The organism is Streptomyces sp. CLCI03 (assembly GCF_053615355.1).
The window spans coordinates 6,128,570-6,154,754 of the sequence record NZ_CM132132.1 but is presented as its reverse complement, the minus strand read 5'-3'; the positions used below and the strand labels follow the sequence as shown (position 1 = coordinate 6,154,754).

The 26,185-nt window shown below is 73.7% G+C and carries 21 protein-coding genes, 1 pseudogene and 1 riboswitch; of the genes and pseudogenes, 9 read left to right on the top strand and 13 right to left on the bottom strand.

Translation table 11 applies throughout. The features are described 5' to 3' along the window. Positions 1-2 precede the first annotated feature (2 nt). Positions 3-1,427 (bottom strand): hypothetical protein, encoded by a 1,425-nt coding sequence (locus tag ACWG52_RS28375; RefSeq protein WP_371587557.1) that lies wholly within the window; start codon positions 1,425-1,427, stop codon positions 3-5. Between the two features lie 180 nt (positions 1,428-1,607). After that, a complete protein-coding gene (locus ACWG52_RS28370; protein WP_390139578.1) occupies positions 1,608-2,738 on the bottom strand; it encodes an alpha/beta hydrolase in 1,131 nt (376 codons plus the stop codon). A gap of 321 nt (positions 2,739-3,059) precedes the next feature. Here ACWG52_RS28370 and ACWG52_RS28365 point away from each other — a divergent pair, with 321 nt between their 5' ends. The 7 genes and pseudogenes from ACWG52_RS28365 to ACWG52_RS28335 all read left to right on the top strand — a co-directional run bounded on the left by ACWG52_RS28365 (position 3,060) and on the right by ACWG52_RS28335 (position 11,898). Continuing rightward, the gene (locus ACWG52_RS28365) at positions 3,060-4,337 is read left to right on the top strand and encodes an inorganic phosphate transporter (protein WP_390167948.1); all 1,278 of its coding nucleotides are present in this window, start codon (positions 3,060-3,062) and stop codon (positions 4,335-4,337) included. Between the two features lie 26 nt (positions 4,338-4,363). After that, positions 4,364-4,585 carry a hypothetical protein gene (locus ACWG52_RS28360; protein WP_375933604.1) on the top strand — a complete coding sequence of 74 codons (222 nt, stop codon included), beginning with the start codon at positions 4,364-4,366 and terminating at the stop codon, positions 4,583-4,585. Positions 4,586-4,707: 122 nt separating this feature from the next. After that, positions 4,708-4,859, top strand: a riboswitch (cobalamin riboswitch). 39 nt (positions 4,860-4,898) lie between these two features. After that, on the top strand, positions 4,899-5,882 hold the full coding sequence (locus ACWG52_RS28355; protein WP_389808958.1) for a cobalamin biosynthesis protein: 984 nt from the start codon (positions 4,899-4,901) through the stop codon (positions 5,880-5,882). Continuing rightward, a pseudogene (locus tag ACWG52_RS28350) lies at positions 5,879-7,547 on the top strand (cobyric acid synthase); the annotation flags it as partial. The gene ACWG52_RS28355 and the pseudogene ACWG52_RS28350, both read left to right, overlap by 4 nt. 144 nt (positions 7,548-7,691) lie before the next feature. Further along, positions 7,692-9,842 (top strand): putative cobaltochelatase, encoded by a 2,151-nt coding sequence (locus tag ACWG52_RS28345; protein ID WP_389809135.1) that lies wholly within the window; start codon positions 7,692-7,694, stop codon positions 9,840-9,842. After that, positions 9,842-10,441, top strand: coding sequence for a cob(I)yrinic acid a,c-diamide adenosyltransferase (cobO, locus tag ACWG52_RS28340; protein ID WP_375933616.1), 600 nt, complete (start codon positions 9,842-9,844; stop codon positions 10,439-10,441). The genes ACWG52_RS28345 and cobO overlap by 1 nt, the downstream gene beginning before the upstream one ends. Beyond that, positions 10,435-11,898: a cobyrinate a,c-diamide synthase gene (locus ACWG52_RS28335; RefSeq protein ID WP_453126307.1), complete on the top strand. Its 1,464-nt coding sequence runs from the start codon at positions 10,435-10,437 to the stop codon at positions 11,896-11,898. Before cobO ends, ACWG52_RS28335 begins: the two co-directional genes overlap by 7 nt. 20 nt (positions 11,899-11,918) lie before the next feature. Here ACWG52_RS28335 and ACWG52_RS28330 read toward each other — a convergent pair whose 3' ends face one another. Further along, on the bottom strand, positions 11,919-12,644 hold the full coding sequence (locus tag ACWG52_RS28330) for a ZIP family metal transporter (RefSeq protein ID WP_453126305.1): 726 nt from the start codon (positions 12,642-12,644) through the stop codon (positions 11,919-11,921). A gap of 151 nt (positions 12,645-12,795) precedes the next feature. Here ACWG52_RS28330 and cobC point away from each other — a divergent pair, with 151 nt between their 5' ends. Beyond that, positions 12,796-14,217, top strand: a complete 1,422-nt coding sequence (gene cobC / locus ACWG52_RS28325; protein WP_389808950.1) for an Rv2231c family pyridoxal phosphate-dependent protein CobC — start codon at positions 12,796-12,798, stop codon at positions 14,215-14,217. A 191-nt stretch (positions 14,218-14,408) separates the two neighbouring features. After that, on the top strand, positions 14,409-15,656 hold the full coding sequence (locus ACWG52_RS28320) for a CapA family protein (protein WP_389808947.1): 1,248 nt from the start codon (positions 14,409-14,411) through the stop codon (positions 15,654-15,656). A 174-nt stretch (positions 15,657-15,830) separates the two neighbouring features. On the opposite strand, the gene ACWG52_RS28315 is transcribed toward ACWG52_RS28320, so the two are convergent. The 10 genes from ACWG52_RS28315 to ACWG52_RS28270 all read right to left on the bottom strand — a co-directional run bounded on the left by ACWG52_RS28315 (position 15,831) and on the right by ACWG52_RS28270 (position 26,073). Next, complete coding sequence (locus ACWG52_RS28315; protein ID WP_389808944.1) at positions 15,831-16,778, bottom strand: SCO1860 family LAETG-anchored protein; 948 nt, start codon at positions 16,776-16,778, stop codon at positions 15,831-15,833. 282 nt (positions 16,779-17,060) lie between these two features. Further along, complete coding sequence (locus ACWG52_RS28310; protein WP_389808941.1) at positions 17,061-18,164, bottom strand: amidohydrolase family protein; 1,104 nt, start codon at positions 18,162-18,164, stop codon at positions 17,061-17,063. A 30-nt stretch (positions 18,165-18,194) separates the two neighbouring features. Next, positions 18,195-19,256, bottom strand: coding sequence for an aminotransferase class V-fold PLP-dependent enzyme (locus ACWG52_RS28305; protein ID WP_389808938.1), 1,062 nt, complete (start codon positions 19,254-19,256; stop codon positions 18,195-18,197). A 94-nt stretch (positions 19,257-19,350) separates the two neighbouring features. Then, on the bottom strand, positions 19,351-20,058 hold the full coding sequence (locus tag ACWG52_RS28300) for a DsbA family oxidoreductase (RefSeq protein ID WP_390139582.1): 708 nt from the start codon (positions 20,056-20,058) through the stop codon (positions 19,351-19,353). Positions 20,059-20,125: 67 nt separating this feature from the next. Then, positions 20,126-20,626, bottom strand: coding sequence for a GNAT family N-acetyltransferase (locus tag ACWG52_RS28295; protein WP_389808932.1), 501 nt, complete (start codon positions 20,624-20,626; stop codon positions 20,126-20,128). A 63-nt stretch (positions 20,627-20,689) separates the two neighbouring features. Further along, the gene (locus tag ACWG52_RS28290; protein ID WP_375933644.1) at positions 20,690-22,138 is read right to left on the bottom strand and encodes a peptidoglycan D,D-transpeptidase FtsI family protein; all 1,449 of its coding nucleotides are present in this window, start codon (positions 22,136-22,138) and stop codon (positions 20,690-20,692) included. Positions 22,139-22,200: 62 nt separating this feature from the next. Then, complete coding sequence (locus tag ACWG52_RS28285) at positions 22,201-22,866, bottom strand: response regulator (RefSeq protein ID WP_390167952.1); 666 nt, start codon at positions 22,864-22,866, stop codon at positions 22,201-22,203. Positions 22,867-22,922: 56 nt separating this feature from the next. Then, positions 22,923-24,131, bottom strand: a complete 1,209-nt coding sequence (locus ACWG52_RS28280) for a sensor histidine kinase (RefSeq protein WP_453129085.1) — start codon at positions 24,129-24,131, stop codon at positions 22,923-22,925. 65 nt (positions 24,132-24,196) lie between these two features. Next, the gene (locus ACWG52_RS28275; RefSeq protein WP_390167954.1) at positions 24,197-25,189 is read right to left on the bottom strand and encodes a hypothetical protein; all 993 of its coding nucleotides are present in this window, start codon (positions 25,187-25,189) and stop codon (positions 24,197-24,199) included. Positions 25,190-25,290: 101 nt separating this feature from the next. Beyond that, the gene (locus ACWG52_RS28270; protein ID WP_033220646.1) at positions 25,291-26,073 is read right to left on the bottom strand and encodes an IclR family transcriptional regulator; all 783 of its coding nucleotides are present in this window, start codon (positions 26,071-26,073) and stop codon (positions 25,291-25,293) included. Positions 26,074-26,185: the final 112 nt, after the last annotated feature.

Sequence of the window (26,185 nt, the reverse complement as noted above, 5' to 3'; positions counted from 1 at the left end):
GCTCACTCGCCGCCGGTGTGGACCTGGAAGGCGGCCCGGCGGACGGCCTTGGCCAGGGTCGGGTCGGGGTGGGCCGCGGCGAGCGCGACGAGCACCTGCACCGTGCGCGGATGGCCGACCGCGCGGACCTCGTCCAGCAGCCGGGGGACGGTGGTGCGGACGGCGGAGTCGAGGTGGCGGGCCAGCAGCTCGGCCTCACCGTGGTCGGCGATCGCGGCCGCGGTGTCCACCCAGAGCCAGGTCGACTCCTCGGCGGTCAGGACGTCCTGGGCGTCGTCGGGGTCGACCCCGTCGTGCACGGCGAGCCAGAGCAGGGCGTAGGGGCGCAGGGCGGGCTCGCGGACGGCGGCGCGCACCTCGGGCTCGGCGGGGGCTCCGACCACGCGCAGCGCCTCGAAGGCGAGGCCGCGCAGCAGGGCGTCCTCGCCGCGGGCGGCCTGCAGCAGCTCGGTCACCGCGTGGCCGACGGGCCGGGCGGCGAGCCAGGCCTGGTACTCGGCGCGGGCCGGGCCGGGGGTGAGCCGCGCGCAGCCGTGCAGCATGGCGGCGGCGGACTGCTCGATGTTCCCGGCGGGGCTCTGCGCCGCGACGCAGATCTGCTCCAGCTTGACCCAGACGGCCCAGCTGCCGAGCGGGGTGAGCGTGGCCCGGGCGGGGCCGAGGGTGACGGCGTCCACGGCGGCGAGTCCGCCGAGCGCCCAGCGCAGCAGCCGGGCGAGCGGGACGGGGCGGGCCTCCGCGGAACCGGCGGCGGACGTCAGCGCCACGGTGGGCTCGGACTCGTAGGGGATCTCGCACCGCTCGTCGCGCAGTTCGGTGACGCGCTGCCCGAGCAGGTCGAGCAGGTCCGGGACGGTCACCGGGCCGGCGGACAGCTGGAGCAGGGAGAGGAGTTGGGGCATGGCCTCGACGACCTCGGCGACGGCCGAGGGGGCGATGTCGGCGGGCGCGGGATGGACCAGCGACCAGGCGTCGAAGAGGGCGACCCAGCCGCGCAGGACGGCGGTGTCGTCGCGGTCCCAGGCGCGCAGTCGCCAGCCGGGGCGGGCGTGGCCGCCGTGCACCTCGACCAGTCCGGCGAGGCGGGCGCGGTCCCAGCCGACCTGGATCTGGCCGTGCGTCAGGCCCAGTTCCGCGGCGGCGCGTTCGACGTCGGCCGCGGGCAGGGCGCCCGTGGGGGCGGGCCGGCCGCCGTCTCCGGCGCCGAGGTTGCGCTCGGCCCAGCGGGTCAGGCGTACGGCGTCGGCGAGCGAGGCCCGGGCCCGGTTCGCGAGGTCGGCCGTGGCGGGCGTACCCGCCGGGGGCCGGGGCGCGGGCCGGGTACGTCGGTCGGTCACCGCCTTGCGGGCCGCGGCGACGGAGCGCGGCGAGACGAGTCGGAGTCTGGAGTCGCGAGCCAACTGCTCATCAGGCTTTCGGGACGTCACGGAAGCAGTCTCGCCCGTCACTGGCCGAAAGCCCAAACGGAACCGGCCGTTGTCGCCGCTCACCCGCAGCGCAGACCGGGACAAGCCGCCCGTGCGGCCCTCTCCGTCACAGGGCCTTCACATGACGGCTCTTCGACAGGGTCGTTCACGAGGCCTTCGACGCGGGCCTCGACACGGTCTTCACATGAGGGGGGTGAGGAAGCGGCGCAGGGCCTCCTCGTAACCGGCCGGGTCGGCGTTCCACATCGCGCCGTGTCCGGCTCCGGCCACGGTGTGCAGCGTGACGAGGTCGGGGCGGGCTGCGGCGAGCCGGCGGGAGGGCCCCCAGGGGGCGAGCGCGTCGTCCGGGCCGTGGACGATCAGTACGGGCACGCGCAGCACGCCGGGGTCGGCGCCCGCCGGCCGGCGGTCGGCCCGCAGGCCCGTGAGGCCCTCGGCGGCCCGGACCGCCAGGGGCAGCACCACACCGGGGACCCCGCGGGCCGCGGCGAGCCCGCGCAGGGTGGCGTGCCAGTCGAGCACCGGGGAGTCGAGGACCAGCCCGGAGACGCGGTGGGCCAGCGGCGAACGCTCGAAGGCGCGCAGGGCCATGGTGGCGCCGGTGGACCAGCCGTGGAGGATCACGCGGCGGGCTCCGTAGCGCAGGGCGTAGCGGATGGCGGCGTCCAGGTCGCGCCATTCCGATTCGCCGAGGTGGCCGAGGCCGTCCGGGGAGGCGGGGGCGCCCAGGTCGCCCCGGTAGCCGAGGTCCAGGACGGGCAGCTGGTGGCGGTGCAGGAAGGGCATGACCACCATCGGGTGCTCCCGGCTGCCGCCGAGCCCGTGCACGGTGATCACCCAGGTGTCCCGGGCGGCGGGCAGGAACCACGCGGGCAGGGCGCCGAGCTCTCCGGGGATGTCCACGTCGGCGTGGTCGAGCCCGAGGGCGGTGCGCGGGTTGCCGACGTACACCTGGGGGGTGAGGGAGACCCGGGTACCGGGTGCGAGGGTGCCGTGGGTGACGGAGACGAGTCGTCGTACGACCGCGTCCGGGCCGGGGTCGGCGTCCGGGTCCACGGGTCCGACGACGGCGTGCACGCCGGGTGCGACCAGGCCGTACGTGCCGGGGCGCAGGGAGGCGAGCGAGCGGGTCAGCGTGATCCGGCCGTCGGCCACGTCGTGGACGGCGAGCCGTGGTCCGCCGGGCAGGGGACGTCCGGGTTCGGGCCGCAGGGCCGCGTCGGCGGCGTGCCGGCCGATGGCGACGGCGGCCGCGCCGGCGCCCAGCAGGGTGGTGGTGACGGCCGCTGCCGTCGCTGTGGCGGTACGCACTGCTCCAGTGTCGGGTCGGGGCCTCCGGCGGGCCACCGGAGCAGATCCGTCCACCGCCGGCGCGGGCCGGGCCGGGGGCGTGTGATCTGAGTCTCTTTCGGCGCCCCGGAGGGGGAGTCGGACGCGCACCGGACACCCTCCGGAGGGGTTCATTCACCCGGCTTTGACGTGCATTAATGGCGCTATCTACGCAAGTATCAGGACGAATGACCCGATCACACCCCGCGCCAGTACACCGCTCCGCCCGCGCCAGTTCATCTTCCGTTCACTCAGGTTGCCTACGGTCGCCGAGCCACTGACGTCAAACAGAAGCCTGGGTAAATGGAGCACATAACGCTTCTCCTCGGGATCGTGATCATCACCGCTCTCGTGTTCGACTTCACGAACGGTTTCCACGACACAGCCAACGCGATGGCTACCACCATCTCGACCGGCGCCCTCAAGCCCAAGACGGCGGTGGCCATGTCCGCCGTGCTCAACCTCGTCGGCGCGTTCATGTCCGTGGAGGTCGCCAAGACGATCTCCAAGGGCCTCGTCAACGAGGAAGGCATCCAGCCAGAGGTGATCTTCGCCGCCCTGGTCGGGGCGATCCTCTGGAACCTCGTCACCTGGCTGGTGGGTCTCCCCTCCAGCTCCTCGCACGCCCTGATGGGTGGCCTGATCGGCGCCGCGGTCGCCTCCGCCGGCATCGGCGCGGTCAACGGCAGCGTCGTCGTCACCAAGGTCCTCATCCCCGCGATCGCCGCCCCGCTGGTGGCCGGCATCGCCGCGTACCTGGCCGCCAAGGTCACCTACAAGCTGGGTGACAAGGTCGGCGAGAAGACCTCCGCCAAGGGCTACCGCGCCGGTCAGATCGCCTCGGCCGGTCTCGTCTCCCTCGCGCACGGCACCAACGACGCGCAGAAGACGATGGGCATCATCACCCTGGCCCTCATCGCCGGCGGCGCGATCGCGCCCGACGCGAACCCGCCGGTCTGGGTCATCGTCTCCGCCGGTCTGGCCATCGCGATGGGCACCTACCTGGGTGGCTGGCGCATCATCCGCACCATGGGCACCGGCCTGACCGACCTGCAGCCGCAGCAGGGCTTCGCCGCCCAGACCTCGGCCGCGTCCGTCATCCTCGCCTCCTCGAACCTCGGCTTCTCGCTCTCCACCACCCACGCGTGCTCCGGCGCCGTCATGGGTTCGGGCCTGGGCCGCAAGGGCGGTGTGGTCCGCTGGTCCACCGCGACCCGCATGTTCATCGCCTGGGGCCTGACCCTGCCGGCCGCCGCGCTGGTCTCGGCCGGTGCCGAGCTGGTCATGCGTTCCGGTGACATCGGCGTCGCCGCCGTCGCCGTCTTCCTGGTCGCCTCCTGCCTCGCCATCTGGGTCATCTCCCGCCGCCAGGTCGTCGACCACCACAACGTCAACGACGTCGAGCGGGCGGACGTCGAGGCGCCGGGTGTCGTCACCACGGCCATCGCGGCCGTCACCGTCCCGCCGACCGTCGCCGCCGCCGGTACCACCGCCGCGGTCACGGACGAGGACCTCAAGGCCACCATCCCGGCCGAGACGACCGCCCCGACGACCGCACCGGCTCCGGCCGCCGCGGTCTGACCGAGACATACAGAGGAAACGGCAGTATGAAGATCGACTGGGAAGCACTCGGCTCCGTCTTCGGGGTCAGCCTCTCCGCCACCGTCGCCCTCGTGGCCCTGTTCACCCTGGGCCTGGTGGGCCTGTCCAAGCACGAGACGGCCACCGAGCAGGGCGGCACCGCCACCCTCGCCCGCACCGGCGCGTACCTCTGCTTCGGGCTCGTCGCGGCGGCCGTGACGTACGGGATCTACCTGATCGTCTCCTGATCCGCCGCCGTAGGGCGGGTCGGGTGTGAAGGCTCCCTCCGGGTTTGTCCCGGGGGGAGCTTTCGCGTTCCCTCCTTCGCCCTCCGTCCCCGCCGCACCGCAGGTCAACGGCGAGTTGACGGGCGTTCGAGGCGCGTGGTGGACTGCCGGAGCCAATACGGCGGCATGGAGAGGAAGTCCGGTGCGAATCCGGCGCGGTCCCGCCACTGTCACCGGAATCGCACGCCGCGCGTGCGTCCCGGGAGCCAGGAACTCTCGCCGCCGGACACGTCGAACCAGGGCGCGGACCCTGAGTGAGGACATACCTGCCACCATGCGTGCCGATCGCGTCTTCGCGTACGGCGCCACGGCGGGCCTGATCGGCGACCGGATCCTCGGAGATCCGCGCCGAGGGCACCCCGTGGCCGCCTTCGGACGGGCCGCCGCCGCCGTCGAACGCTCCCTGTGGAGCGACGACCGCGCCCGGGGCCTCCTGCACACCCTGGTGTGCGCCGGGGGCGCGGCCGCCGTCGGAGCGCTGGGCGCCCGCGCCGTGCGCTCCCGGCCCGCGGCCGCCCGTATCGCCCTGACCGCCGCCGCCACCTGGGCCGTCGTGGGCGGCACCTCCCTGGGCCGGGAGGCCCGCGCCATCGCGGGCGCGCTCGCCGCCGGGGACATCGAGGTGGCCCGGGAACGGCTGCCCCACCTGTGCGGACGCGACCCCCAGGCCCTGGACGGACAGCAGATGGCCCGCGCCGTCGTGGAGTCCGTCGCCGAGAACACCTCCGACGCGGTGGTGGGGGCCCTCGTATGGGGCGCCGTAGCCGGAGTCCCCGGACTGCTGGCCTTCCGCGCCGTGAACACCCTGGACGCGATGGTCGGCCACAGGTCCCCCCGCTACCTGCGCTACGGCTGGGCCTCCGCCCGGCTCGACGACCTGGCCGGCTGGCCGGGGGCCCGGCTGACGGCGGTCGCCGCCGTACTGGCCGGCCCCGACCGGCGGGGCGCCGTACGGGCCTGGCGCGCGGACGCCGCCGCACACCCGAGCCCGAACGCCGGCCCCGTGGAGGCCTCCTTCGCCGGGGCGCTGGGCGTCAGACTGGGCGGAACCCTGGCGTACGGCGGCCGGGTCGAGCACCGGGCCGTACTGAACGGCGAGGCGGGGCGACCGGTGGAGGTCGCGGACATCGAGCGGGCGGTACGGCTGTCGCGCCAGGTGACCTGGCTGGCCCTGGGCGCCTGCGTGGCCACCCGGATGCTGGTGGCACGAGCAGGAGCGGTACGCGGGGTACGAGCGGTACGAGGGGGACGCGCATGAGCGGCACGAGGCGCGGCGGGGGTCTGCTGGTCGCGGGCACCACGTCGGACGCGGGCAAGAGCGTGGTGACCGCGGGCATCTGCCGCTGGCTGGCCCGCCAGGGCGTGAAGGTGGCGCCCTTCAAGGCACAGAACATGTCGCTGAACTCCTTCGTCACCCGGGAGGGCGCCGAGATCGGGCGCGCCCAGGCGATGCAGGCCCAGGCGGCCCGCGTGGAGCCGACCGCGCTGATGAACCCGGTGCTGCTCAAGCCCGGCAGCGACCGCAGCAGCCAGGTCGTCCTGCTGGGGAAGCCCGTGGGCGAGATGAGCGCGCGCGGGTTCTTCGGGGGAGCTGGGGGGTCGTCCCCCGGGAAGGCGCTGCACGGCGGGCGCCAGGAGCAGCTCCTCGGCATCGTCACGGAGTGCCTGGAGCAGCTCCGGGGCACGTATGACGCCGTGATCTGCGAGGGGGCGGGGAGTCCGGCCGAGATCAACCTGCGCCGGACCGACATCGTGAACATGGGCATCGCGCGCGCCGCGCGGTTCCCGGTGGTCGTGGTCGGGGACATCGACCGCGGCGGGGTCTTCGCGTCGTTCTTCGGGACGACCGCGCTGCTCTCCCCCGAGGACCAGTCCCTGATCGCGGGCTATTTGGTCAACAAGTTCCGCGGTGACGTGTCGCTGCTGGAGCCTGGCATGGAGATGCTGCGCGGCCTGACGGGCCGTGCCACCTTCGGGGTGCTGCCGTTCCAGCACGGCCTGGGCATCGATGAGGAGGACGGCCTGCGGGTCTCCCTGCGCGGGGCGGTGCGCGAGTCCGTGGTCGCGCCACCGGTGGGTGAGGACGTCCTGCGGGTCGCGGTGTGCGCGGTGCCGCTGATGTCGAACTTCACGGACGTGGACGCGCTCGCGGCGGAGCCGGGGGTCGTGGTGCGGTTCGTGGACCGGGCCGAGGAACTGGCCGACGCGGACCTGGTCGTCGTACCGGGCACCCGGGGCACGGTGAAGGCCCTGGAGTGGCTGCGCGAACGCGGGCTCGCGGACGCGCTGCTGCGCCGGGCCGCCGAGGGGCGGCCGGTGCTGGGCATCTGCGGCGGGTTCCAGGCGCTGGGCGAGCGGATCTCGGACGAGGTCGAATCGCGGGCGGGCGAGGTGGACGGCCTCGGGCTGCTCCCCGTGCGGGTGCGCTTCGAGCGGGAGAAGACCCTGGCCAGGCCGGTGGGTTCGGCGCTGGGCGAGGACGTCGCGGGCTACGAGATCCACCACGGCGTGGCCGAGGTGCTCGGTGGCGAGGCCTTCCTGGACGGCTGTCGCGTCGGGTCGGTGTGGGGCACCCACTGGCACGGATCGCTGGAGTCGGACGGCTTCCGCCGGGCGTTCCTGCGCGAGGTGGCCGCCGCCGCGGGGCGGCGCTTCGTCCCGGCGCCGGACACGTCGTTCTCCGTGCTGCGGGAGGAGCAGCTGGACCTGCTCGGCGACCTGATCGAAGAACACGCCGACACGGACGCGCTGCTGCGGTTGATCGAGGGCGGAGCCCCCGCGGGCCTCCCGTTCCTGCCGCCGGGCGCCCCGTGACGGGCCGGGCCCTGCGGGCCTGTCCCCCACCCCGCCCCTTCCCGGGACCGGGCTCCGCCCGGACCCGGCGAGCGACGCGTCCCCGGAAGGTCTCGTCCCCGCGGGAACGGGAACCACGACAAGAGCTCGATCAGGTGCTCGCGCAGGAGGGGGACATCCCCGCCGGAGCGGGGAGCAGGAACGCCGGCACGGCGAAGCGCAGGTACAGCGGCACCGATGTCCATCGCAAGCCACTCGAAGGAGTGACCATCTCGTGAGCAGCACCCACTTCCCGTTCTCGGCCGTCGTCGGGCAGGACGACCTGCGGTTGGCTCTTCTGCTCAACGCCGTGAGCCCAGCGGTCGGCGGGGTGCTCGTGCGCGGTGAGAAGGGGACCGCCAAGTCCACCGCCGTGCGCGCGCTGTCGGCGCTGCTGCCGCAGGTCGACGTCGTTCCCGGCTGCCGGTTCTCCTGCGCACCGGCCGCACCCGACCCGTCGTGCCCGGACGGCCCGCACGAGTCCGGCCCCGGCGCCCTGCGGCCCGCGCGCATGGTGGAGCTGCCCGTCGGCGCCTCCGAGGACCGGCTGGTCGGTGCTCTGGACATCGAACGCGCTCTCGCCGAGGGGGTGAAGGCCTTCGAGCCCGGCCTGCTGGCCGACGCGCATCGCGGGATCCTCTACGTCGACGAAGTGAACCTGCTCCATGACCACTTGGTGGACGTGCTGCTGGACGCCGCGGCGATGGGCGCCTCGTACGTGGAGCGCGAGGGCGTCTCCGTCCGGCACGCGGCCCGCTTCCTGCTCGTCGGCACGATGAACCCCGAGGAGGGCGAGCTGCGGCCGCAGCTCCTCGACCGGTTCGGGCTCACCGTCGAGGTGGCCGCCTCCCGCGAGCCCGCCCAGCGCGTCGAGGTGGTCCGCCGCCGGCTCGCCTACGAGGACGATCCCGCGGGCTTCGCGACCCGCTGGGCCGGGGACGAGCACGAGGTCCGGGCCCGGGTGGTGGCCGCGCGGGCGCTGCTGCCGAAGGTCTCGCTCGGCGACACCGCGCTCCTGCAGATCGCGGCGACCTGCGCCGGGTTCGAGGTCGACGGGATGCGGGCCGACATCGTGATGGCGCGGACCGCGACCGCGCTGGCCGCCTGGGCCGGGCGGACCGACGTACGGAAGGAAGACGTCCGGCAGGCCGCCCTGCTGGCGCTCCCCCACCGGCGGCGCCGCAACCCCTTCGACGCGCCCGGGCTCGACGAGGACATGCTCGACCGGATCCTGGACGAGTTCCCCGACGAGGACCCGGAGCCCGAGCCCGAGCCGGAGCCCGAGGGCCCCGGCGACAGCGGCCCCGAGGACGACGGCCCCGGCGGTGGTCCCGACGGCGGTCCCGGTGGCACGCCCCCGCAGGGTGACGGGTCCCAGGACCCGGGTACCCCGGCCGAGTCTCCCGAGACCCCCGAGACCGGCGAGGCCCCCGCGGAGGCTCCCGAGGCTCCGCAGCCCTCCGCCCAGGAGGCGGCCGGGCCCGAGCAGGCCGCGGTGCGTGCCGCCGAGCCGTTCCGGACCAAGATGCTCAGCGTGCCCGGCCTCGGCGAGGGCGCGTCCGGGCGCCGGTCCCGCGCCCGCACGGCCCACGGCCGCACCACCGGCTCCCAGCGCCCCCGCGGCCATCTGACGAAGCTGCACCTGGCCGCCACCGTCCAGGCCGCCGCCCCGCACCAGAAGGCGCGCGGCCGCGACGGGCGCGGCCTGGTGATCCGTAAGGACGATCTGCGCCAGGCCACGCGGGAGGGCCGCGAGGGCAACCTCGTCCTCTTCGTCGTCGACGCCTCCGGCTCCATGGCCGCCCGGCAGCGCATGAGCGCGGTCAAGGGCGCCGTGCTGTCGCTGCTCCTGGACGCGTACCAGCGCCGGGACAAGGTCGGCCTGATCACCTTCCGGGGTGCCACGGCCGAGCTGGCCCTGCCGCCGACCTCCTCGGTGGACGCGGCGGCGACCCGGCTGGAGCAGTTGCCGACGGGCGGCCGCACCCCGCTGGCGGCCGGGCTGTTGAAGGCCCACGAGGTGCTGCGGATCGAACGGCTGCGGGATCCCTCGCGCCGGCCGCTGCTCGTGGTGGTCACCGACGGGCGGGCCACCTCGGCCGGGAACGTCGGGGGCCGTACGGACAGCAGCCCGCGGGAGCTCGCGGGGCACAGCGCGCGGCTGCTGCAGGCCGGGGGCGTCGCCTCCGTGGTCGTGGACTGCGAGTCCGGGCCGGTCCGGCTCGGGCTGGCCGGCGTACTGGCCCAGGACCTCGGCGGTCCCGCCGTCACGCTGGACGGGCTGCGGGCCGACTCGTTGGCCGGGCTCGTGAAGAACGTACGTACGGCAGTGGCATCCACTGCATCACCCCACAGCAGCAGCAACAGCAACAGGAGGGCCGCTTAATGCCTCAGGGACAGCCGTCCGTCGTTCCGGACGACGGGCTCACGACGCGCCAGCGCCGCAACCGTCCGCTGGTCTTCGTCCACACCGGTCCCGGCAAGGGCAAGTCCACGGCGGCCTTCGGACTGGCGCTGCGCGCCTGGAACCAGGGCTGGCCGATCGGGGTGTTCCAGTTCGTCAAGTCGGCGAAGTGGAAGGTCGGCGAGGAGAACGCGCTCAAGGTGCTCGGCGCCTCCGGCGAGGGCGGCTCCGTCGTCTGGCACAAGATGGGCGAGGGCTGGTCCTGGGTCCAGCGGGACGCGCAGCTCGACAACGAGCAGGCGGCCAAGGAAGGCTGGGAGCAGGTCAAGCGCGATCTGGCCGCCGAGACGCACAAGCTGTACGTGCTGGACGAGTTCGCCTACCCGATGCACTGGGGCTGGATCGACGTCGACGAGGTCATCGAGGTGCTGCGCAGCCGTCCCGGCACGCAGCACGTGGTGATCACGGGCCGCAACGCGCCGGAGAAGCTGGTGGAGTTCGCGGACCTCGTCACCGAGATGACCAAGGTCAAGCACCCGATGGACACGGGGCAGAAGGGCCAGAAGGGCATCGAGTGGTGACTTCGTTCAACGTACCCCGGCTGGTCATCGCCGCTCCCTCGTCGGGCAGCGGCAAGACCACCGTGGCCACGGGCCTGATGGCGGCCTTCTCGGAGCGCGGCCTCGCCGTGTCCCCGCACAAGGCCGGGCCCGACTACATCGACCCCGGCTACCACGCGCTGGCCACCGGCCGGCCGGGACGCAACCTCGATGCCTTCATGTGCGGCCCGGAGCTGGTCGCCCCACTGTTCGCGCACGGGGCGACCGGGTGCGATCTGGCCGTGGTCGAGGGCGTCATGGGGCTCTACGACGGGGCCGCGGGCCGGGGTGAACTGGCGTCGACGGCGCAGGTCGCGAAGTTGCTGCGGGCGCCGGTGGTGCTGGTGGTCGACGCCTCCTCGCAGTCGCGGTCCGTGGCGGCGCTGGTGCACGGCTTCGCGTCCTTCGACCCGCAGGTGCGTCTCGGCGGGGTGATCCTGAACAAGGTCGGCTCCGACCGGCACGAGGTGATGCTGCGGGAGGCCCTGGAGGAGGCGGGGATGCCGGTGCTCGGCGTCCTGCGGCGGGCTCCGCAGGTGGCCACGCCCTCGCGTCACCTGGGCCTGGTCCCGGTGGCCGAACGGCACACCGACGCGCTGGCCTCGGTGTCGGCGCTGGCCGCGCAGGTCCGGGCGGGCTGCGACCTGGACGCCCTGATGGCCCTGGCGCGTACGGCTCCGCCGCTGGAGTGCGCGGCGTGGTCGCCGACCGCCGCGCTGACGCGCGGCGGGGGCCGTACGTCGGCCTCGCCGGCGTCCGAGGCGCAGGGGTCCGAGGGCGACGCCCTCGGCGACGGCGCCGCACCGGCAGGCCTCGGCGGAGCCCCCGGCAGGCGGCCGGTGGTCGCCGTCGCGGGCGGAGCGGCGTTCACGTTCTCCTACGCCGAACACGCGGAGCTGCTCACCGCCGCCGGAGCGGAGGTCGTCACCTTCGACCCCCTGCGGGACGAGGCACTCCCGCCCGGCACCGCCGGCCTGGTGATAGGCGGCGGCTTCCCGGAGATGTACGCGCCCGAACTGTCCGCCAACGAACCGCTGCGGGCGGCCGTCGCCGCCTTCGCCGCGGCCGGCGGCCCGGTCGCCGCCGAGTGCGCCGGGCTGCTCTACCTGGGCCGATCGCTGGACGGGAAGCCCATGTGCGGGGTGCTCGACGCCGACGCGCGGATGTCGGAGCGCCTGACCCTCGGCTACCGCGAGGCGGTGGCCCTGTCCGACAGCGCGCTCGCGCGGGCCGGAACCCGGCTGCGCGGGCACGAGTTCCACCGGACGGTGATCGAGCCGGGCGCCGGGGCGGCCCCGGCCTGGGGGTTCACGCACCCGGAACGCCGGGTCGAGGGCTTCGTGCGGCAGGGCGTACACGCCAGCTACCTGCACACCCACTGGGCGGCGGAGCCGTCCGTCGCCCGCCGCTTCACGGAAGCCGCGGCAGCACGGCGGTGACCTCCGTCCCCGGCCGGCACTCAGTCCGCGATGCCCACCACGAGCCAGATCCCGGCCACCCCGCCCACCGTGCACATCAGCGTGGACAGGGCGGGGTGCTTGTGGTGGGCCTCGGGGAGGATCTCGGCGGAGGCGAGGTACAGCAGGACGCCTCCGAAGAAGCCGAGGTACGCGCCGAGGGGTTCCTCCGGAAGGGTGAACAGCACAGTGGACGCCGCGCCCACGACCGGGGCGACGGCGTCCGCGAAGAGCATCATCAGGGCCTTGCGGCGGTCGTCCCCGTAGAGGCTGGTGAGCGTGTACGTGTTGAACCCGTCGGCGAAGTCGTGGGTGATGACGGCCAGCGCCACGGCCACGCCCATCCCCCCGCCGACCTGGAAGGCCGCTCCCAGGGCCACCCCGTCGGCGAGACTGTGGCCGACCATGGCGGCGGCCGCGGTGAGTCCGACCTGGGGCACGCGGGCCCCGTCCTCGGCCCCGTGCGCGGCCTGGCGGACCGCCAGCAGCCGTTCCACGACGTGCGCGACCAGGAATCCGGCCACGAAGAGCAGCAGGGCGAGCGGGACCCCGAACACCTCGTCGCCCGCCGCGTGGAGGGCCTCCGGGAGCAGGTCGAGGCCGACGACGCCGAGCATCAGCCCGCCGGCCAGGCCCAGCACGAGGTGGCGGCGGTCGGTGACGCGCTGCGCCGCCCATCCGCCCGCCAGGGTCATCAGGAACGCGCCCAACGCGACGATCACGGCCATGCGCCCCTGAATACAGACTCATCGCCCCGCGCGCACGTCCGCGCGCGGGTGGTGGGCGGCGGAGTGTTGACGAACGGCCGGTGCGGGTGATGTGTGGGTGTGCGTGCCGGTGACGGTGACGGTGACGGTGACTACGGAGGGAGGGCCCGCGGTGGGCGAGTACACGACGCAGGTGGTGGTCGGGGTCGGCGGACGCGCGGGGGTTTCCGTCGCGGAGGTCTGCGCCCTGGTCGAGGAGACGCTGCGGGGAGCCGGGCTGGCCGTGGGGTCGGTGACGGCGCTGGCCACGGTGGAGTCGAAGGCGGGCGAGCCCGGGATCACGGGTGCGGCGGAACGTTTCGGCGTTCCCCTGGTGAGCTACCCCGCCGACCGGCTGGCCGCCATCACCGTCCCGCACCCCTCGGAGGCGGCGCGTACCGCCACCGGGACCCCCTCGGTGGCGGAGGCCGCCGCTCTCGCGGGCGGCGGGGAACTCCTCGTACCCAAGCGGCGGTCGGTGTCGGCGACCTGCGCCGTGGCCGCGGCGCACCCGCACGACCTGCGCCACCACGGGGACGCCGAGGTGATCGACGCGGGCTCCGCACTGGTGGACCTGGCCGTCAACGTACGGGCGGACACACCCCCGGACTGGCTCAAGCGGCGGATCGCCGCCTCCCTCGGGGATCTCGCCGCATATCCCGACGGGCGGTCCGCCCGCGCGGCGGTGGCGGCTCGACACGGGCTGCCGGTCGAGCGGGTGCTGTTGACGGCCGGGGCCGCGGAGGCGTTCGTACTGATCGCCCGGGCGCTGGGAGCGGTGCGGCCGGTCGTGGTGCATCCGCAGTTCACCGAGCCGGAGGCCGCCCTGCGGGACGCCGGACACCGGGTCGAGCGCGTGGTGCTGCGGGCGGCGGACGGCTTCCGGCTGGACCCGGCGGCCGTGCCCGAGGACGCGGACCTCGTGGTGATCGGCAATCCGACCAACCCGACGTCCGTGCTGCACCCGGCGGGGATCCTCGCCGCGCTGGCCCGGCCGGGCAGGATCCTGGTCGTGGACGAGGCCTTCATGGACGCGGTCCCGGGTGAACGGGAGGCCCTGGCCGGGCGGATGGACCTGCCGGGCCTGGTGGTGCTGCGGAGCCTGACCAAGACGTGGGGGCTGGCGGGACTGCGGATCGGCTACGTCCTGGCCGAGCCCGAGGTGATCGCCAAGCTGGCGGCCGCACAGCCGCTGTGGCCGGTCTCGACCCCGGCGCTGGTGGCGGCCGAGGCCTGTATGGCTCCGGCGGCACTGGCCGAGGCCGAGGAAGCGGCCCGCCGGATCGCGGTGGACCGGGCCCACCTGCTGGCCGGGCTCGCGGAGTTCGACGAGGTGACGTCCGTCGGGGTGGCGGAGGGGCCGTTCGTACTGATCCGGGTGACGGGCGGGGCCGAGGTCCGCACCCGGCTGCGCGCCCTCGGCTTCGCCGTCCGCCGCGGGGACACCTTCCCGGGGCTGGACCACTCCTGGCTACGGCTGGCGGTGCGCGACCGGGCGACGACGGGCCGACTGCTCCAGGCCATGGACCACGCCCTCGCGCTGGCCTCGCGCTGAACACATGCGGGGCGTGCCGCCGCACCGGTGTACGGCCGGTACCGGCCTCTACCGGCCTTCCCCGCACCCGCCTGACCTGTACTCATCACGGAGCGCCGAGGGGGCCGTCACCCGTTCGGCCCCCTACGATGGCCGCGGGGGCGGGGCCGGGTGAGGATCCCCGCATCGACGCATGACGACCGGGGGCGGGAATGAAGGCATCCGCGAGCACGGGCACGGCGATAGCCGCGCTGGCCGCGCTGGCGATCGTGGGCGGCGGGATCTACGCCGTACCACGGCTGTTCGACGACGGAGCGGCGGCGCCCGCCACGGGGCAGCGCTTCCAGGGCAAGCCGGGGCAGGGCGAGGCGGACCGGCCGGAGGGCACCGCCGCGGCCGCCGCCGGGAAGCCGTTCACGCTGGTCGCGACGGGCGACATCATCCCCTACCCGTCGATCGTGCAGCGGTCGGCGGACGACGCGGGCAAGGCCGGGGAGTACGACTTCCGGAAGATACTCGCCGGGGTCAAACCCCTGGTGTCCGCGGCCGACCTGGCGATATGCCACCACGAGATACCGTACGGGCGCCCCGGCGGCCCCTACACCGGCTATCCCACCTTCAAGGCCCCGCACCAGTTGGCGGACGCCCTCAAGGACGCCGGCTACGACAGCTGTTCCACCGCTTCGAACCACACCCTGGACGACGGTGACGAGGGCCTCGCCCGCACCCTGGAGCACCTCGACCGGGTCGGCATCCCGCACGTCGGCTCGGCCCGCAGCGCGGAGGAGGCCAAGGCCCCGGCGCTGCTCGCGGCGGGCGGGGCGAAGGTCGCCCAGCTCTCGTACACCTACGGCACGAACGGCATCCCGCTTCCGCCGGGCAAGCCGTGGGCCGTCAATCTGATCGACAAGGACCGGATCATCGCGGACGCCCGGGCCGCCCGGGCGCAGGGCGCGAACGTGGTGGTGCTGAGCGTCCACTGGGGTACCGAGTGGCAGACGGCGCCCGACGAGCAGCAGAAGACGTTGGCGCAGGCGCTGACCGCGTCCCGCTCGGCCGACGGGCTCCCCGACATCGATCTGATCATCGGTACGCACAACCACGTGCCGCAGCCCTACGAGAAGATCAACGGCACCTGGGTGGTCTTCGGGATGGGCGACCAGGTCGCCAGCTTCGTACCGGCCGACAAACTGCGCGGCAACCAGTCCTCGGTCCCCCGCTTCACCTTCTCCCCGGCGGCGGGCCGTCCGGGCCGCTGGGAGGTGGTGAAGGCCGAATACCTCACGCAGTACTCGGACATGGGGCCGCCGTTCCGTGTCGTCTGCGCCTCCTGCGCGGCCTCGGACACCTCGCTGCCGGCAGCGAAGCGGAGCGAGTACGCGCGGATCGACCAGCAGGTCACCGAGGCCGTGATGTCGCGTGGGGCGGGCGGACAGGGCTTGGAGCACGCCACCCGCTGAGCGCCGCGGCCATCCGCCGCCATCTGCGGCCGTCCGCTGCCGGACCCGCCGGGTCCGTCGGCCCGTGCGTCGCCCCGGGACCGCCGCCCGCCCTCGCCCGTCCCGTTGAGCACTCCCCTCCGTGCGCTCCTCGGGACGGACGCGCCGGGCGGCGGCCCGGGGCTCCCGGCCGCCCTACGAGGCCCTGCCCCGCCGGGTGAGCAGGAGCGCGCCCCCGCCGATGGCCAGCAGGGTCAGGGCCCCGCCCGCGACGTAGGGAGTCAGTGAACCGCCGCCGGTCTCGGCGAGGTTGGCGGCGGTGGTGCCCGTCGTGCCGGTGGCGCCGCCGGAGGTGGCGGCTCCGGTGCCCGTGCCGGTCGCCGTCTGGGGCTTGATGTCCGGGTTCGCGGGCGGGGCCGAGGACGGTGCGGCGCCCGTCGGGGACGCGCAGTGCGCCTCGGCGAGCACGATCTCGCCGTCGACCTTCGCCACGTTCAGGTTGAGCGGGTTCACGGCGATCTTGAGGCGGAGCGCGGCGGCGGCCGCCGTGGTGGAGGTGGTCTCCGTGCCGGACAGCTCCAGGTCGATCCGGCCCACTCCGGGGACCTCGACCTTGGTGGGGCCGCCGGCGGACAGGGTGACCTTCTTGCCGAGCGCCGTCACCGTCCCGAGGACGTTCGCAGTGGCCACCGGCTTCTTGCCCGCCTCGCAGACGGCCTTGGAGGTGACCTTCTCCACCTCGATGAGGGAGAGCAGCGGCAGTCCGGGGACGTGGACGGATGCCTTGGCCAGGTTCGCCTCCGCCTGGGCCCGGGTCTTGTCGGCGGTGGCCTTGGAGGTGGCCACGTCGGCGCGCAGCACACTGACCGGCTTGTTCCCCTCGACCCCGTCCAGCGTGACGGTCAGCGCGGTCTTCTCGGCCGTCGCCGGGGCACTGACCTCGTTGAGGGTCGTCTTCAGCGGGACGTGCACGGTGTTGAGCAGGCCCACGTCCAGCCCGGCGCGCAGGACGACGGCGCCGGCCTTGCCCTCACCCCCGGTGGCGCCTCCTCCCGTGGCGAAGGCGGGCGGCGCTGTGAGCAGGGCGACCGCTCCCGTGGCGAGGAGGACGGCCGCGGGCATGCGGAAGGTATGGCTGTTCACGGTGGTGGAACCCCCGGGGAGTTGGGTGCCGTCGCGCCGCCGATGGGGGACACCGCGGGCGCCGACGGACTCGACCCCGGAATCTTTACGCACTGTGGGTGAACGAGGGGCAAGCTGACGTTACTTCACCCCAAAGGGTGGTTTCCGGGCGCATATTCGAATCAATGCGCCTCATGTTGAACGCAAGTGCTCTCGTTTCACGGACATCCGGCCCGTGCGGTCGTCTTCAACGACCGACGGGCACCGATGTCACGCGACGTCAACCGGGCGCCGGCGCCGGCCTCAGGCCCGGACCCGGCCGTTCACGACGACCCGCAGCGGCTGCGCCAGCACGCCCACGTCGACCCGCGGGTCGGCGGCGTACACCACGAGGTCGGCGGGCGCCCCCTCGGTCAGCCCCGGCCTGCCGAGCCATTCCCGGGCCGCCCAGGCCGTCGCGGAGAGGGCGTCGATCGCCGGGATGCCGGCCTTGACCAGCTCCGCGACCTCCGCCGCGACCAGGCCGTGCGGCAGGGAGCCGCCCGCGTCGGTGCCGACGAAGACCTCGATGCCCGCGTCGTAGGCGGCCCGGACGGTGTCGTAACGCCGTTCGTGGAGCCGCCGCATGTGCGCCGACCAGTCGGGGAACTTCGCCTCGCCGCCCGCCGCCATCTTCGGGAAGTTGGCGATGTTCACGAGCGTCGGGACGATCGCGACCCCGCGCTCCGCGAACAGCGGGATGGTGTCCTCGGTGAGGCCGGTGGCGTGCTCGATGCAGTCGATGCCCGCCTCGACGAGGTCGCGCAGCGAGTCCTCGGCGAAGCAGTGCGCCGTGACGCGGGCACCCAGCCGGTGTGCCTCGGCGATGGCCGCCTCGACCTCGGCGCGCGGCCAGCAGGCGGCGAGGTCACCGGCGTCACGGTCGATCCAGTCGCCGACGAGCTTGACCCAGCCGTCGCCGCGCAGCGCCTCCCGCCCGACGTACTCGACGAGGTCGGCCGGCTCGATCTCGTGGGCGTAGTTGCGGATGTAGCGGCGGGTGCGCGCGATGTGCCGGCCGGCTCGGATGATCTTCGGCAGGTCCTCGCGGTCGTCGATCCAGCGGGTGTCGGAGGGTGACCCGGCGTCGCGGATGAGGAGGGTCCCGGCATCGCGGTCGGTGAGGGCCTGGCGCTCGGCGGTCTCGGCGTCGACCGGGCCGTGGGCGTCCAGACCCACGTGGCAGTGCGCGTCGACCAGTCCGGGCAGGGCCCAGCCGGTCACCGTGGTGATCTCACGGGCGCCGAGCGGGCGCTCGTAGGAGATCCGCCCGCCGACCACCCAGAGCTCGTCGCGTACCTCGTCGGGCCCGACCAGCACCCGCCCCTTCACGTGCAGCACGTCGCTCACATCAGTCGCATCGTTCATGGCGGCACTGTACGCACGGGACCCGCGGCGTCAGGAGTCGGCGAGGACGTTCAGGAGCCGGTCCACGTCCGCCTCCGTGTTGTAGAGGTGGAACGAGGCCCGCAGCATGCCCGCCCGGGGGGACGTGACGATGCCGGCCGCCTCCAGGGCGGGCTGTCGGTCGGCGAGGCCCGGCACGGAGACGATGGCGGAGTCGCCGGGGACGGGCTCGTGGCCCAGGCGTTCGAGGCCGGCCCGGTAGCGGGCGGCCAGGGCGGTGTCGTGGGCGTGGACGGCCTCGATGCCGATCCGCTCCAACAGGGCCAGCGAGGATGCGGAGGCGTGGTAGGCGAGGAAGGCGGGGGACTCGTCGAACCGTCGTGCCCCGTGGGCGAGTCCCGTCATCGGCCCGTAGGTGGCGTCCCCGTCGGCGACCGCGGGTACCCAGCCGGCGTGCAGCGGGGTCAGCGTGTGCTGGGCCTCGCGCGACACCGCCAGGTACGAGGCTCCGCGCACGCCGAGCAGCCATTTGAATCCGCCGGCGACCGTGTACTCGTACGGGGAGGCGTCGAAGGGGAGCCAGCCGACGGCCTGGGTCGCGTCCACGAGCATCCGGGCCCCGTGCGCGGTCGCCGCCTCGCGCACCGCGGCCAGGTCGGCCTTGCGGCCGTCCGCGGACTGCACGACGCTCAACGCGACCAGGGCGGTGCCGGGGCCGACGTACTCGGCGACGGATTCGAGCGGGACGAAGCGCGTCTTGAGGTCGCCGCGCGCCACGAAGGGGTTGATCAGGGAGGAGAACTCGCCCTCGGGGCAGAGCACTTCGGCGCCGGAGGGGAGCGAGGCGGCGACGAGGCCGACGTGGGTCGAGACGGCCGAGCCGACGGACACCCGGTCGGTGTCGACCCCTGCGAGGCGGGCGAAGGCCGCCCGGGCCCCGTTCACACGGTCGAAGTCGCCGAAGCCGGTGGGGAGCCCGGCCCCCGCCGCCTCGGCCAGCTCCCGTACGGCCGCGACGGCGGAACGCGGGACGACCCCGCACTTGGCGGTGTTGAGATAGGTGGTGGAGTGGGCGAACTCGGCACGGGTCGCTTCGGCGAGTGCAAGATCCATGCCGTCAACTCTGCGCCAGGAACGGCCCGCAGTCCATCGCCGGGTTCACCGAGTCTCGGAGTTGTCCGGATCCCCGGGGATCCCCGAGCCGTTTCTATGCCTGCGGGACCGCGCACGCGCCGTCGGGCTCGCAGGCCTCGGCGGTCGCGGCCGGCTCCAGGGCCTCGCGCCCGGCCCACGCCTGCTCCAGGGCCCGGGTGAACACCTCGGCCGGCTGGCCGCCGGAGATGCCGTAGCGGCGGTCGAGGACGAAGAACGGGACGGCGTTCGCACCCAGCTCGGCGGCCTCGCGCTCGTCGGCACGGACCTCGTCGGCGTAGGCGGAGTCGTCGGCGAGGACGGCGCGGGCCTCGGCCTCGTCCAGTCCGGCCTCGACGGCCAGGGCGATCAGAACCTCGGGGTCGAAGACGGAGCGCTCCTCTCCGAAGTTGGCGCGGTAGGCGAGGTCGAGCAGCTCCTCCTGGCGGCCGCGGGCGGCGGCCAGGTGCAGCAGTCGGTGGATGTCGAAGGTGTTGCCGTGGTCGCGGCCCTCGGTGAGGTAGGTGAGCCCCTCCGCGCGGGCGCTCGCGGCGACGTGCTCCTCCATGCCGCGCGCCTCGTCGAGGGTGCGGCCGTACTTCTTGGCGAGCATCTCCACGACGGGGGCGGTGACGCCCTTCGCTCCACCCGGGTCGAGCTCGAAGGACCGGAAGACGACCTCCACCTCGTCTCGGTGAGCGAACTCGGCCAGGCCCTTGGTGAAACGGGCCTTACCGATGTAGCACCAGGGACAAGCGATGTCGCTCCAGATCTCGACGCGCATGATCCTTCTTCTCTCCGGGTTCAGGGGGGATGAAACGGTTTGTGGTTCAACCATTCACCGCCCCGTCTCATTCCCCGGACGGCACCGGCACCTGGCCCACCCGCAACCAGAGGGTCCGGTGGGAGCCCGAGCGGGGGGCCGACGGGTCCTCCAGCCAGCCCTGGGTGGCGTAGAAGGCCTGGGCGCGGAGGTTGTGCTCGTAGACCTCCAGGCGGACCCGGCGGATTCCGGCCCGCCGCCATGCGTCGAGGCAGGCGGCGTGCAGGGCGGCTCCGGTGCCGCGGCGCCAGTGGGCGGGGTCGACGTGGAGCTGGGTGAGGGTGGTCTCGCCGTCCCGCGTGCGGAACGCGGCGACCCCGGTGAGCTCGCCGTCCCGCTCGGCGCACAGCACCTCGCCCTCGGCGGCGTCCCGGGCGAGGGCACGCGACCAGCCCTCGCGGGTCCGCTGGAGCTCGGCGTCGCCCGGGTAGGCCTGCTCGGGGATGTGGCCCTGGTAGTAGGTGGCGCGGGCCCGGGCGTGCAGGGCGGCGATCGCTGGGACGTCGGCGGGGAGCGCGGCTCTGATCATGGGAGTGGGAACGCGCCGGGAACCTCGACGGTTCCCGGCGCGTCGGCCGTGCGGCTTTCGTGGCTACTTCTTCAGCCAGGCCGCCATCATCTTCTGGGCGATGGGGGCGGCCAGCTTCCCGCCGCCGATCTCGGAACGGTCGGTGTCGGAGTTCTCGATCACCACGGCCACCGCGATCTGCTTGCCGTTCGACTTGCCGTAGGAGGTGAACCAGGCCAGCGGAGCGAGGCTGTTGTTGACACCGCGCTGGGCGGTACCGGTCTTGCCGCCGACCTCGGCGCCGGACACCTGGGCCGGCTTGCCGCCGCCCTCGGTGGCGACCGTACGCATGGCGTCGCGGATCATCGAGGCGGTCCGCTCTTCCATGACCTGCTGGGACTTCGGGTTCTTGAAGCTCTCCAGCACGTCGCCGCCCGAGTCGGTGACCTCGGAGACCAGGTGCGGGGCGACGAGCTTGCCGCCGTTCTCGATCGCGGCCGTCACCATCGCCATCTGGAGCGGGGTGGCCTGCACGTCGAACTGGCCGATACCGGTCTGCGCGACCTGGTCGATCGACATCTTCTTCGACGGGTACTTGCTGGGCGGGTTGGTACGGACGGGGGTGTCGATCTGCACGTTGAAGCCGAGCTTCTCGGCCGTCGCCCGCATCTTGTCCTGGCCCAGCTTCGAGGCGAGCTCGGCGAAGACGTTGTTGCAGGACAGCCGCAGGGCGGTGCGCACCGAGACGTTGTTGCAGGCCGCGGAGCCCGCCTCGCTGGGCAGCGGGGTGCGGGTGCCGGGGATCGTGTACGGGTCGGCGATCCCCGTCTGCCGGTCGATGTCGGTGACGAGTCCGTTCTCGATCGCGGCGGCGAGGGTGACCAGCTTGAAGGTGGAGCCGGGCGCCTGGGGCTTGCGCAGCGCCACGTTCTCCATGGCCTTGCCCTTGTCCGCGGAGAGCGCGTCCCAGGCCGCCTTGTCGTTGGCGCCGGCGATGCTGCCCGGGTCGAAGGAGGGGTTGTTCACCACGGCGAGGATCTCACCGGTCTTGGGGTCCATGGCCACGGCCGCACCCTGCTTGCCCTGGAGCGCGTCGTAGGTGGCCTTCTGGACGTCCTTGTCGATGGTGGTCAGGACGTTGCCGGGGGAGGCCCGCTTGTTGGTGAGCATGTCCATCACGGTCCTCAGTCGGCTGTCGGAGCCGTTGAGGATGTTCTTGTAGATGCCCTCCAGCAGGGTGGTGCCGTAGGCCTGGGAGCTGTAGCCCGTGATGGGTGCGTACAGGGGGCCGTCGACGTACGTCCGCTTGTAGCCGAAGTCCTTGCCGCCCGTCTTCTCCGAGCCGGTGATCGCCTCCCCGCCCACGATGATGTTGCCCAGCGGGTTCTCGTACTGCGCGATGAGATTCCGGCGGTTGTGCTTGTCTTCTGCGAGGGCCTGGCCTTGGTATGCCTGCACCCAGGTGACGCGGACCAGCAGGGCCAGCACCAGAAGCAGACAGAAGACCGACGCACGCCTGATCGTCTTGTTCATCCCCCAGAAGGACGTCCCGGGGACCCCAGCCGTTCCGCTCTGCCCCGATTGTGGCGGGGTTCTCAGCGTTTCTTCATGATGAAGCCTCCCTCGTAGGCCGCGATGACCGCCTGCGTACGGTCGCGGGAGCCGGTCTTGGTGAGGACCGCCGCGACGTGGGTCTTGACGGTCTGCGGTCCGACCCCGAGGCGCCGGCTCATCTCGTGGTTGGACAGCCCGGTGACCATCAGCCGCAGTACGTCGGCCTCGCGCTCGGTGAGTCGGGCGACCCAGGGCGCGTCGGCGGGCGGGGCACCGGCCGTGTGGGCGGCTGCGAGGGAGCGGACGGCGGCGGGGAAGAGCAGCGAGTCGCCTCGGGCGACGAGCCGGACCGCGCCGATCAGCTCGTCGGGGTCGGCCCGCTTGAGGAGGAAGCCGACGGCTCCCGCCCGTAGCGCGTCGTAGACGTAGGCGTCGTTCTCGAAGGTGGTGACGACCACGATCCGGGGCGGCTCGGCCATGGTCGCGAGGATCTGCTCGGTGGCCCGGATGCCGTCGATCTCGGGCATCCGGACGTCCATGAGCACCACGTCGGGCGCGAGTGAGCGGACCAGCGGCACCGCCTCGGCCCCGGTGGCCGCCTCGCCGACGACCTCCAGGTCCGCCTCGGCCTCCAGGATGACCCGCAGCGCGGTGCGAACCATGCGCTCGTCGTCGCAGAGCACGATGCGCAGCGGCGGCCGCGGCACGGGAGTGCTCCCGGGAGTCGTCGCGGGAGGGGCTCCGGAAGCATTCGCGGGTACGGTCATCGGTCCTCCCCGGTGAGCGGCAGGACGGCCCGCAGCCGCCACCGGTCCCCGTGCGGGCCTGCTTCGAGGCTGCCGCCGAGCAGTGCGGCCCGCTCCGCGGAGCCGCGCAGCCCACGGCCTCCGGTGGTACGGGGCTCCCGCTCCTCGGCGGGGACCGCCGGCGGATTGGTCATGACGATCTCCAGTTCACGGTGTGCGGTGTCGGGGCCGGCCTGGACGCGGATCCGCAGATCCACCGGGCCCGCCCCGTGCCGCAGGGCGTTGGTGAGACCCTCCTGGACGATCCGGTACGCCTCGCGGGAGGCGATCGCCGGGAGGGCGGCCCAGTCCCCGGCGGGTCCGGGGTCCTGGTGCGCGGTGACGGTGGTGCCGGCGGCCCGGGTGCGGGACAACAACCCGTCGAGGTCGGCGGCGAGGGTGGGTGCGGGCGCGGTGTCCGGCCGGGCCGGGTCCCCGTCCCGCAGCAGGCCCAGCACGGCGTCGAGCTCGCCCACCGTCCGCCGCGTGGTGTCCTCGATCGCGGCCAGCGCCTCGCGTACGAAGTCGGGGTCGCGCTCCAGCATCCGCCGGGCCGCGGCGGCCTGGAGGGTGACGGCGCTCAGGGCGTGCCCGACCGCGTCGTGCAGCTCCCGGGCCAGCCGGTTGCGCACCGCCAGGTCGGCGGCCCGCTCCTCGGCCGCGGCCAGCCGGTCCGCCGCCGTGGGCCCGAGCAGTACGGGCGCCATCGCGGCCAGCAGCCGCCCGGCGCCGACCGCGCACAGGGTGAGCCCGGCGAGCAGCCCGATGCCGAGCAGCGGGGCGACGTACGGGTCGGCGTGCGTGCCGAACCAGCCGTACCCCACCTGCATGTCCCGCATCCGCCCGACGACGGGCACCGCGATCAGCAGGACCGCCATGGGCGGCACCGCGAGGGTCAACGCGCTGATCACCGCGCCGGTCCCCAGGTGCAGGGTCCACCAGGCCGAGGCCCGCCCCCGCGCGGCCCAGGAGCGCGCGGGCCCGTCGGCCAACCCGTCCCCCAGCACCTCGCACATGGCCCGTACGGCGGCCACCGACATCGGCCGGACCGGCCCGAACAGCGCCGTGACGGCGACGAGGGGCAGGGAGGCGGCGTAGGACAGGAGGGTGAGCGAGCCGGAGTTGAGGGCGTTGACCCCGCCCGCGGCGACACCGACCACCACCTCCGTGAGGAAGAAGTACGGCATCAGCAGGGCGCCGCCGAGGATCAGGTGGACCCAGCGCCACCGGGCCCGCGCCACCTGCGACCGCTTCACCCCGGGCGGCGGGTGGCGAGGAACCGTATGAGGACGGTGCCGGCGAGCAATCCGGTGATCATCTGTCCAGCGTAGATCAACACCGTTGTGTCGGGGGGAACTTCACCGCCGCCCAACTGCGGTCCCAGAGCGGCGAGGGTCATCCACGCCCCCCAGCTCAGCGTCGCCGCCCCGCCGACCCAGGTGAGGCCCAGGGGCCACCGCGCCCGCAGCGTCCCCCCACGGGCCGACAACAGAGCCCCGGCTCCGGCGGCGACCGCACACACCGCGTGGACCGCGGACACCACGGCCGTGTCCGCGGAGTACCCGGCCGCCCGCTCGGCGCCCGGGCCGACGGCCCCGCCGAAGGCCCAGTACAGGGACACCCCCGCGACCGCGAGGCCGACGGTCGCCGCGGCTGCCGCCACCACCCCCGTGGACGACGGCAGCCGCTCCCCCGTCACGCCCCGCCAGGCCCACCCCCAGCGCTCCCGCGCATAGGGCACGAACAGGGCCGCCAGGGCGAGTCCTTGGATCGAGAATCCGGTGTAGACGACGTGGAACACCCACGGGTCCAGGAAGGGCTCCCGCGCCGACTGTCCCATCGGATCCGCCCCGAGGCCGAGGGCGCGTACGAGCAGCTGGCCCGAGAAGCCGAGGACGATCGGGGTCAGCAGCCCGGTGGCCACGAACACCGGGAAGGTCAGCAGCGGACCCGGCACACGTATGCCCCAGGGCCTGGTGAGCACCAGGACGAGCAGGATCACGCAGGCGTCCATGGCCAGCGTGACGGAATTGGCCGCCGTGAAGAACGGGCCCGGCTCCCGCAACACGCTGCCCTCGGGTATCCCTAGGTGACTCCCGCACAACCAGACCGTCTTGAGCCCCAGATACGGCACGGTGGCGGCCAGGGCCACCGCGCGCAGGACCCGCCGCCCCGCCCCCGGGCGGGAGGGCGACGGCAGCTTCACTTCCGTCAGGTCACTCGGATGCGTCTCTCGCGTGTTCATGACTCAACATTCGCGGCCGCGCGGCCCCGCCACCTCCCCCGTGATGGGGAACCGCCTCCCCCACGCGGGGGAGGAACGACACCCGCCCCTCCTACCGCCCGTCACATGCGGCGCGTCACCACCGACAGCCGGTCCCGCGCCTCGAACAGTGCCGCCTTGATGAGTTGCTCGTGCTCCCCCGTCAGCCGGGCCACCGGCACCGAGCAGCTCACCGCGTCGCGCGCCGGCGTCCGGTACGGCACGGCCACCCCGAAGCAGCGCAAGCCGAGCGTGTTCTCCTCCCGGTCCACCGCGTACCCCTGCTCCCGCACCAGCGCCAGCTCCTCGATCAGCTGCTCCCGGTCGGTCAGGGTGTGCTCGGTGACCGCCTCCAACCGCCGCGGCAGCAGCCCGCGCACCTCCTGGTCCGTGTGCGTGGCCAGCAGGGCCTTGCCCAACGCCGTCGAGTGCACGGGCAGCCGCCGCCCGACCCGGGTGAAGGGGCGCAGGTAGTGCTGGGACTGCCGGGTGGCGAGGTAGACCACGCTCGTCCCGTCCAGCCGGGCCAGGTGGATGGTCTCCGTCGTGTCGTCGGAGAGCCGGTCCAGGGTGGGCCGGGCGGCGGCGACCACCTCGTCGCCGTCGATGTACGAGCTGCCGACCAGCAGGGCCCGTACGCCGATGCCGTACCGGGTGCCCGTCGCGTCCGTCTCCACCCACCCCAGGTTCACCAGCGTCCGCAGCAGCATGTAGAGGCTGGACTTCGGCAGCGAGAGGTCGTTCTGGATGTCGGCCAGGCTGTGCAGGCCCGGTCGCGCCGCGAAATGCTCCAGCAGCAGGACGGTCCGAACCGCCGATTTGACCGGCGCCGCCTGAACCGGAATCCCCGACTCGGCCGTCGTCATACGCCTGCTCCCCCTCTGGTCGCCTCTTGTCACGCCGAGGACGCGGAAATAGAGTCCACAGCAGATGTGATCATTCATCCACCAGAACGACGTTCAGAATACTGAACGATCC

Bases quoted from the DNA above. Each gene is read 5' to 3' on its own strand.
- ACWG52_RS28365 (WP_390167948.1), top strand. From the start codon at position 3,060: ATGGAGCACATAACGCTTCTCCTCGGGATCGTGATCATCACCGCTCTC.
- ACWG52_RS28360 (WP_375933604.1), top strand. From the start codon at position 4,364: ATGAAGATCGACTGGGAAGCACTCGGCTCCGTCTTCGGGGTCAGCCTC.
- ACWG52_RS28355 (WP_389808958.1), top strand. From the start codon at position 4,899: ATGCGTGCCGATCGCGTCTTCGCGTACGGCGCCACGGCGGGCCTGATC.
- cobO (WP_375933616.1), top strand. From the start codon at position 9,842: ATGCCTCAGGGACAGCCGTCCGTCGTTCCGGACGACGGGCTCACGACG.
- ACWG52_RS28330 (WP_453126305.1), bottom strand. From the start codon at position 12,644: ATGGCCGTGATCGTCGCGTTGGGCGCGTTCCTGATGACCCTGGCGGGC.
- ACWG52_RS28320 (WP_389808947.1), top strand. From the start codon at position 14,409: ATGAAGGCATCCGCGAGCACGGGCACGGCGATAGCCGCGCTGGCCGCG.
- ACWG52_RS28310 (WP_389808941.1), bottom strand. From the start codon at position 18,164: ATGAACGATGCGACTGATGTGAGCGACGTGCTGCACGTGAAGGGGCGG.
- ACWG52_RS28305 (WP_389808938.1), bottom strand. From the start codon at position 19,256: ATGGATCTTGCACTCGCCGAAGCGACCCGTGCCGAGTTCGCCCACTCC.
- ACWG52_RS28300 (WP_390139582.1), bottom strand. From the start codon at position 20,058: ATGCGCGTCGAGATCTGGAGCGACATCGCTTGTCCCTGGTGCTACATC.
- ACWG52_RS28295 (WP_389808932.1), bottom strand. From the start codon at position 20,626: ATGATCAGAGCCGCGCTCCCCGCCGACGTCCCAGCGATCGCCGCCCTG.
- ACWG52_RS28290 (WP_375933644.1), bottom strand. From the start codon at position 22,138: ATGAACAAGACGATCAGGCGTGCGTCGGTCTTCTGTCTGCTTCTGGTG.
- ACWG52_RS28280 (WP_453129085.1), bottom strand. From the start codon at position 24,131: ATGCCGTACTTCTTCCTCACGGAGGTGGTGGTCGGTGTCGCCGCGGGC.
- ACWG52_RS28275 (WP_390167954.1), bottom strand. From the start codon at position 25,189: ATGAACACGCGAGAGACGCATCCGAGTGACCTGACGGAAGTGAAGCTG.
- ACWG52_RS28270 (WP_033220646.1), bottom strand. From the start codon at position 26,073: ATGACGACGGCCGAGTCGGGGATTCCGGTTCAGGCGGCGCCGGTCAAA.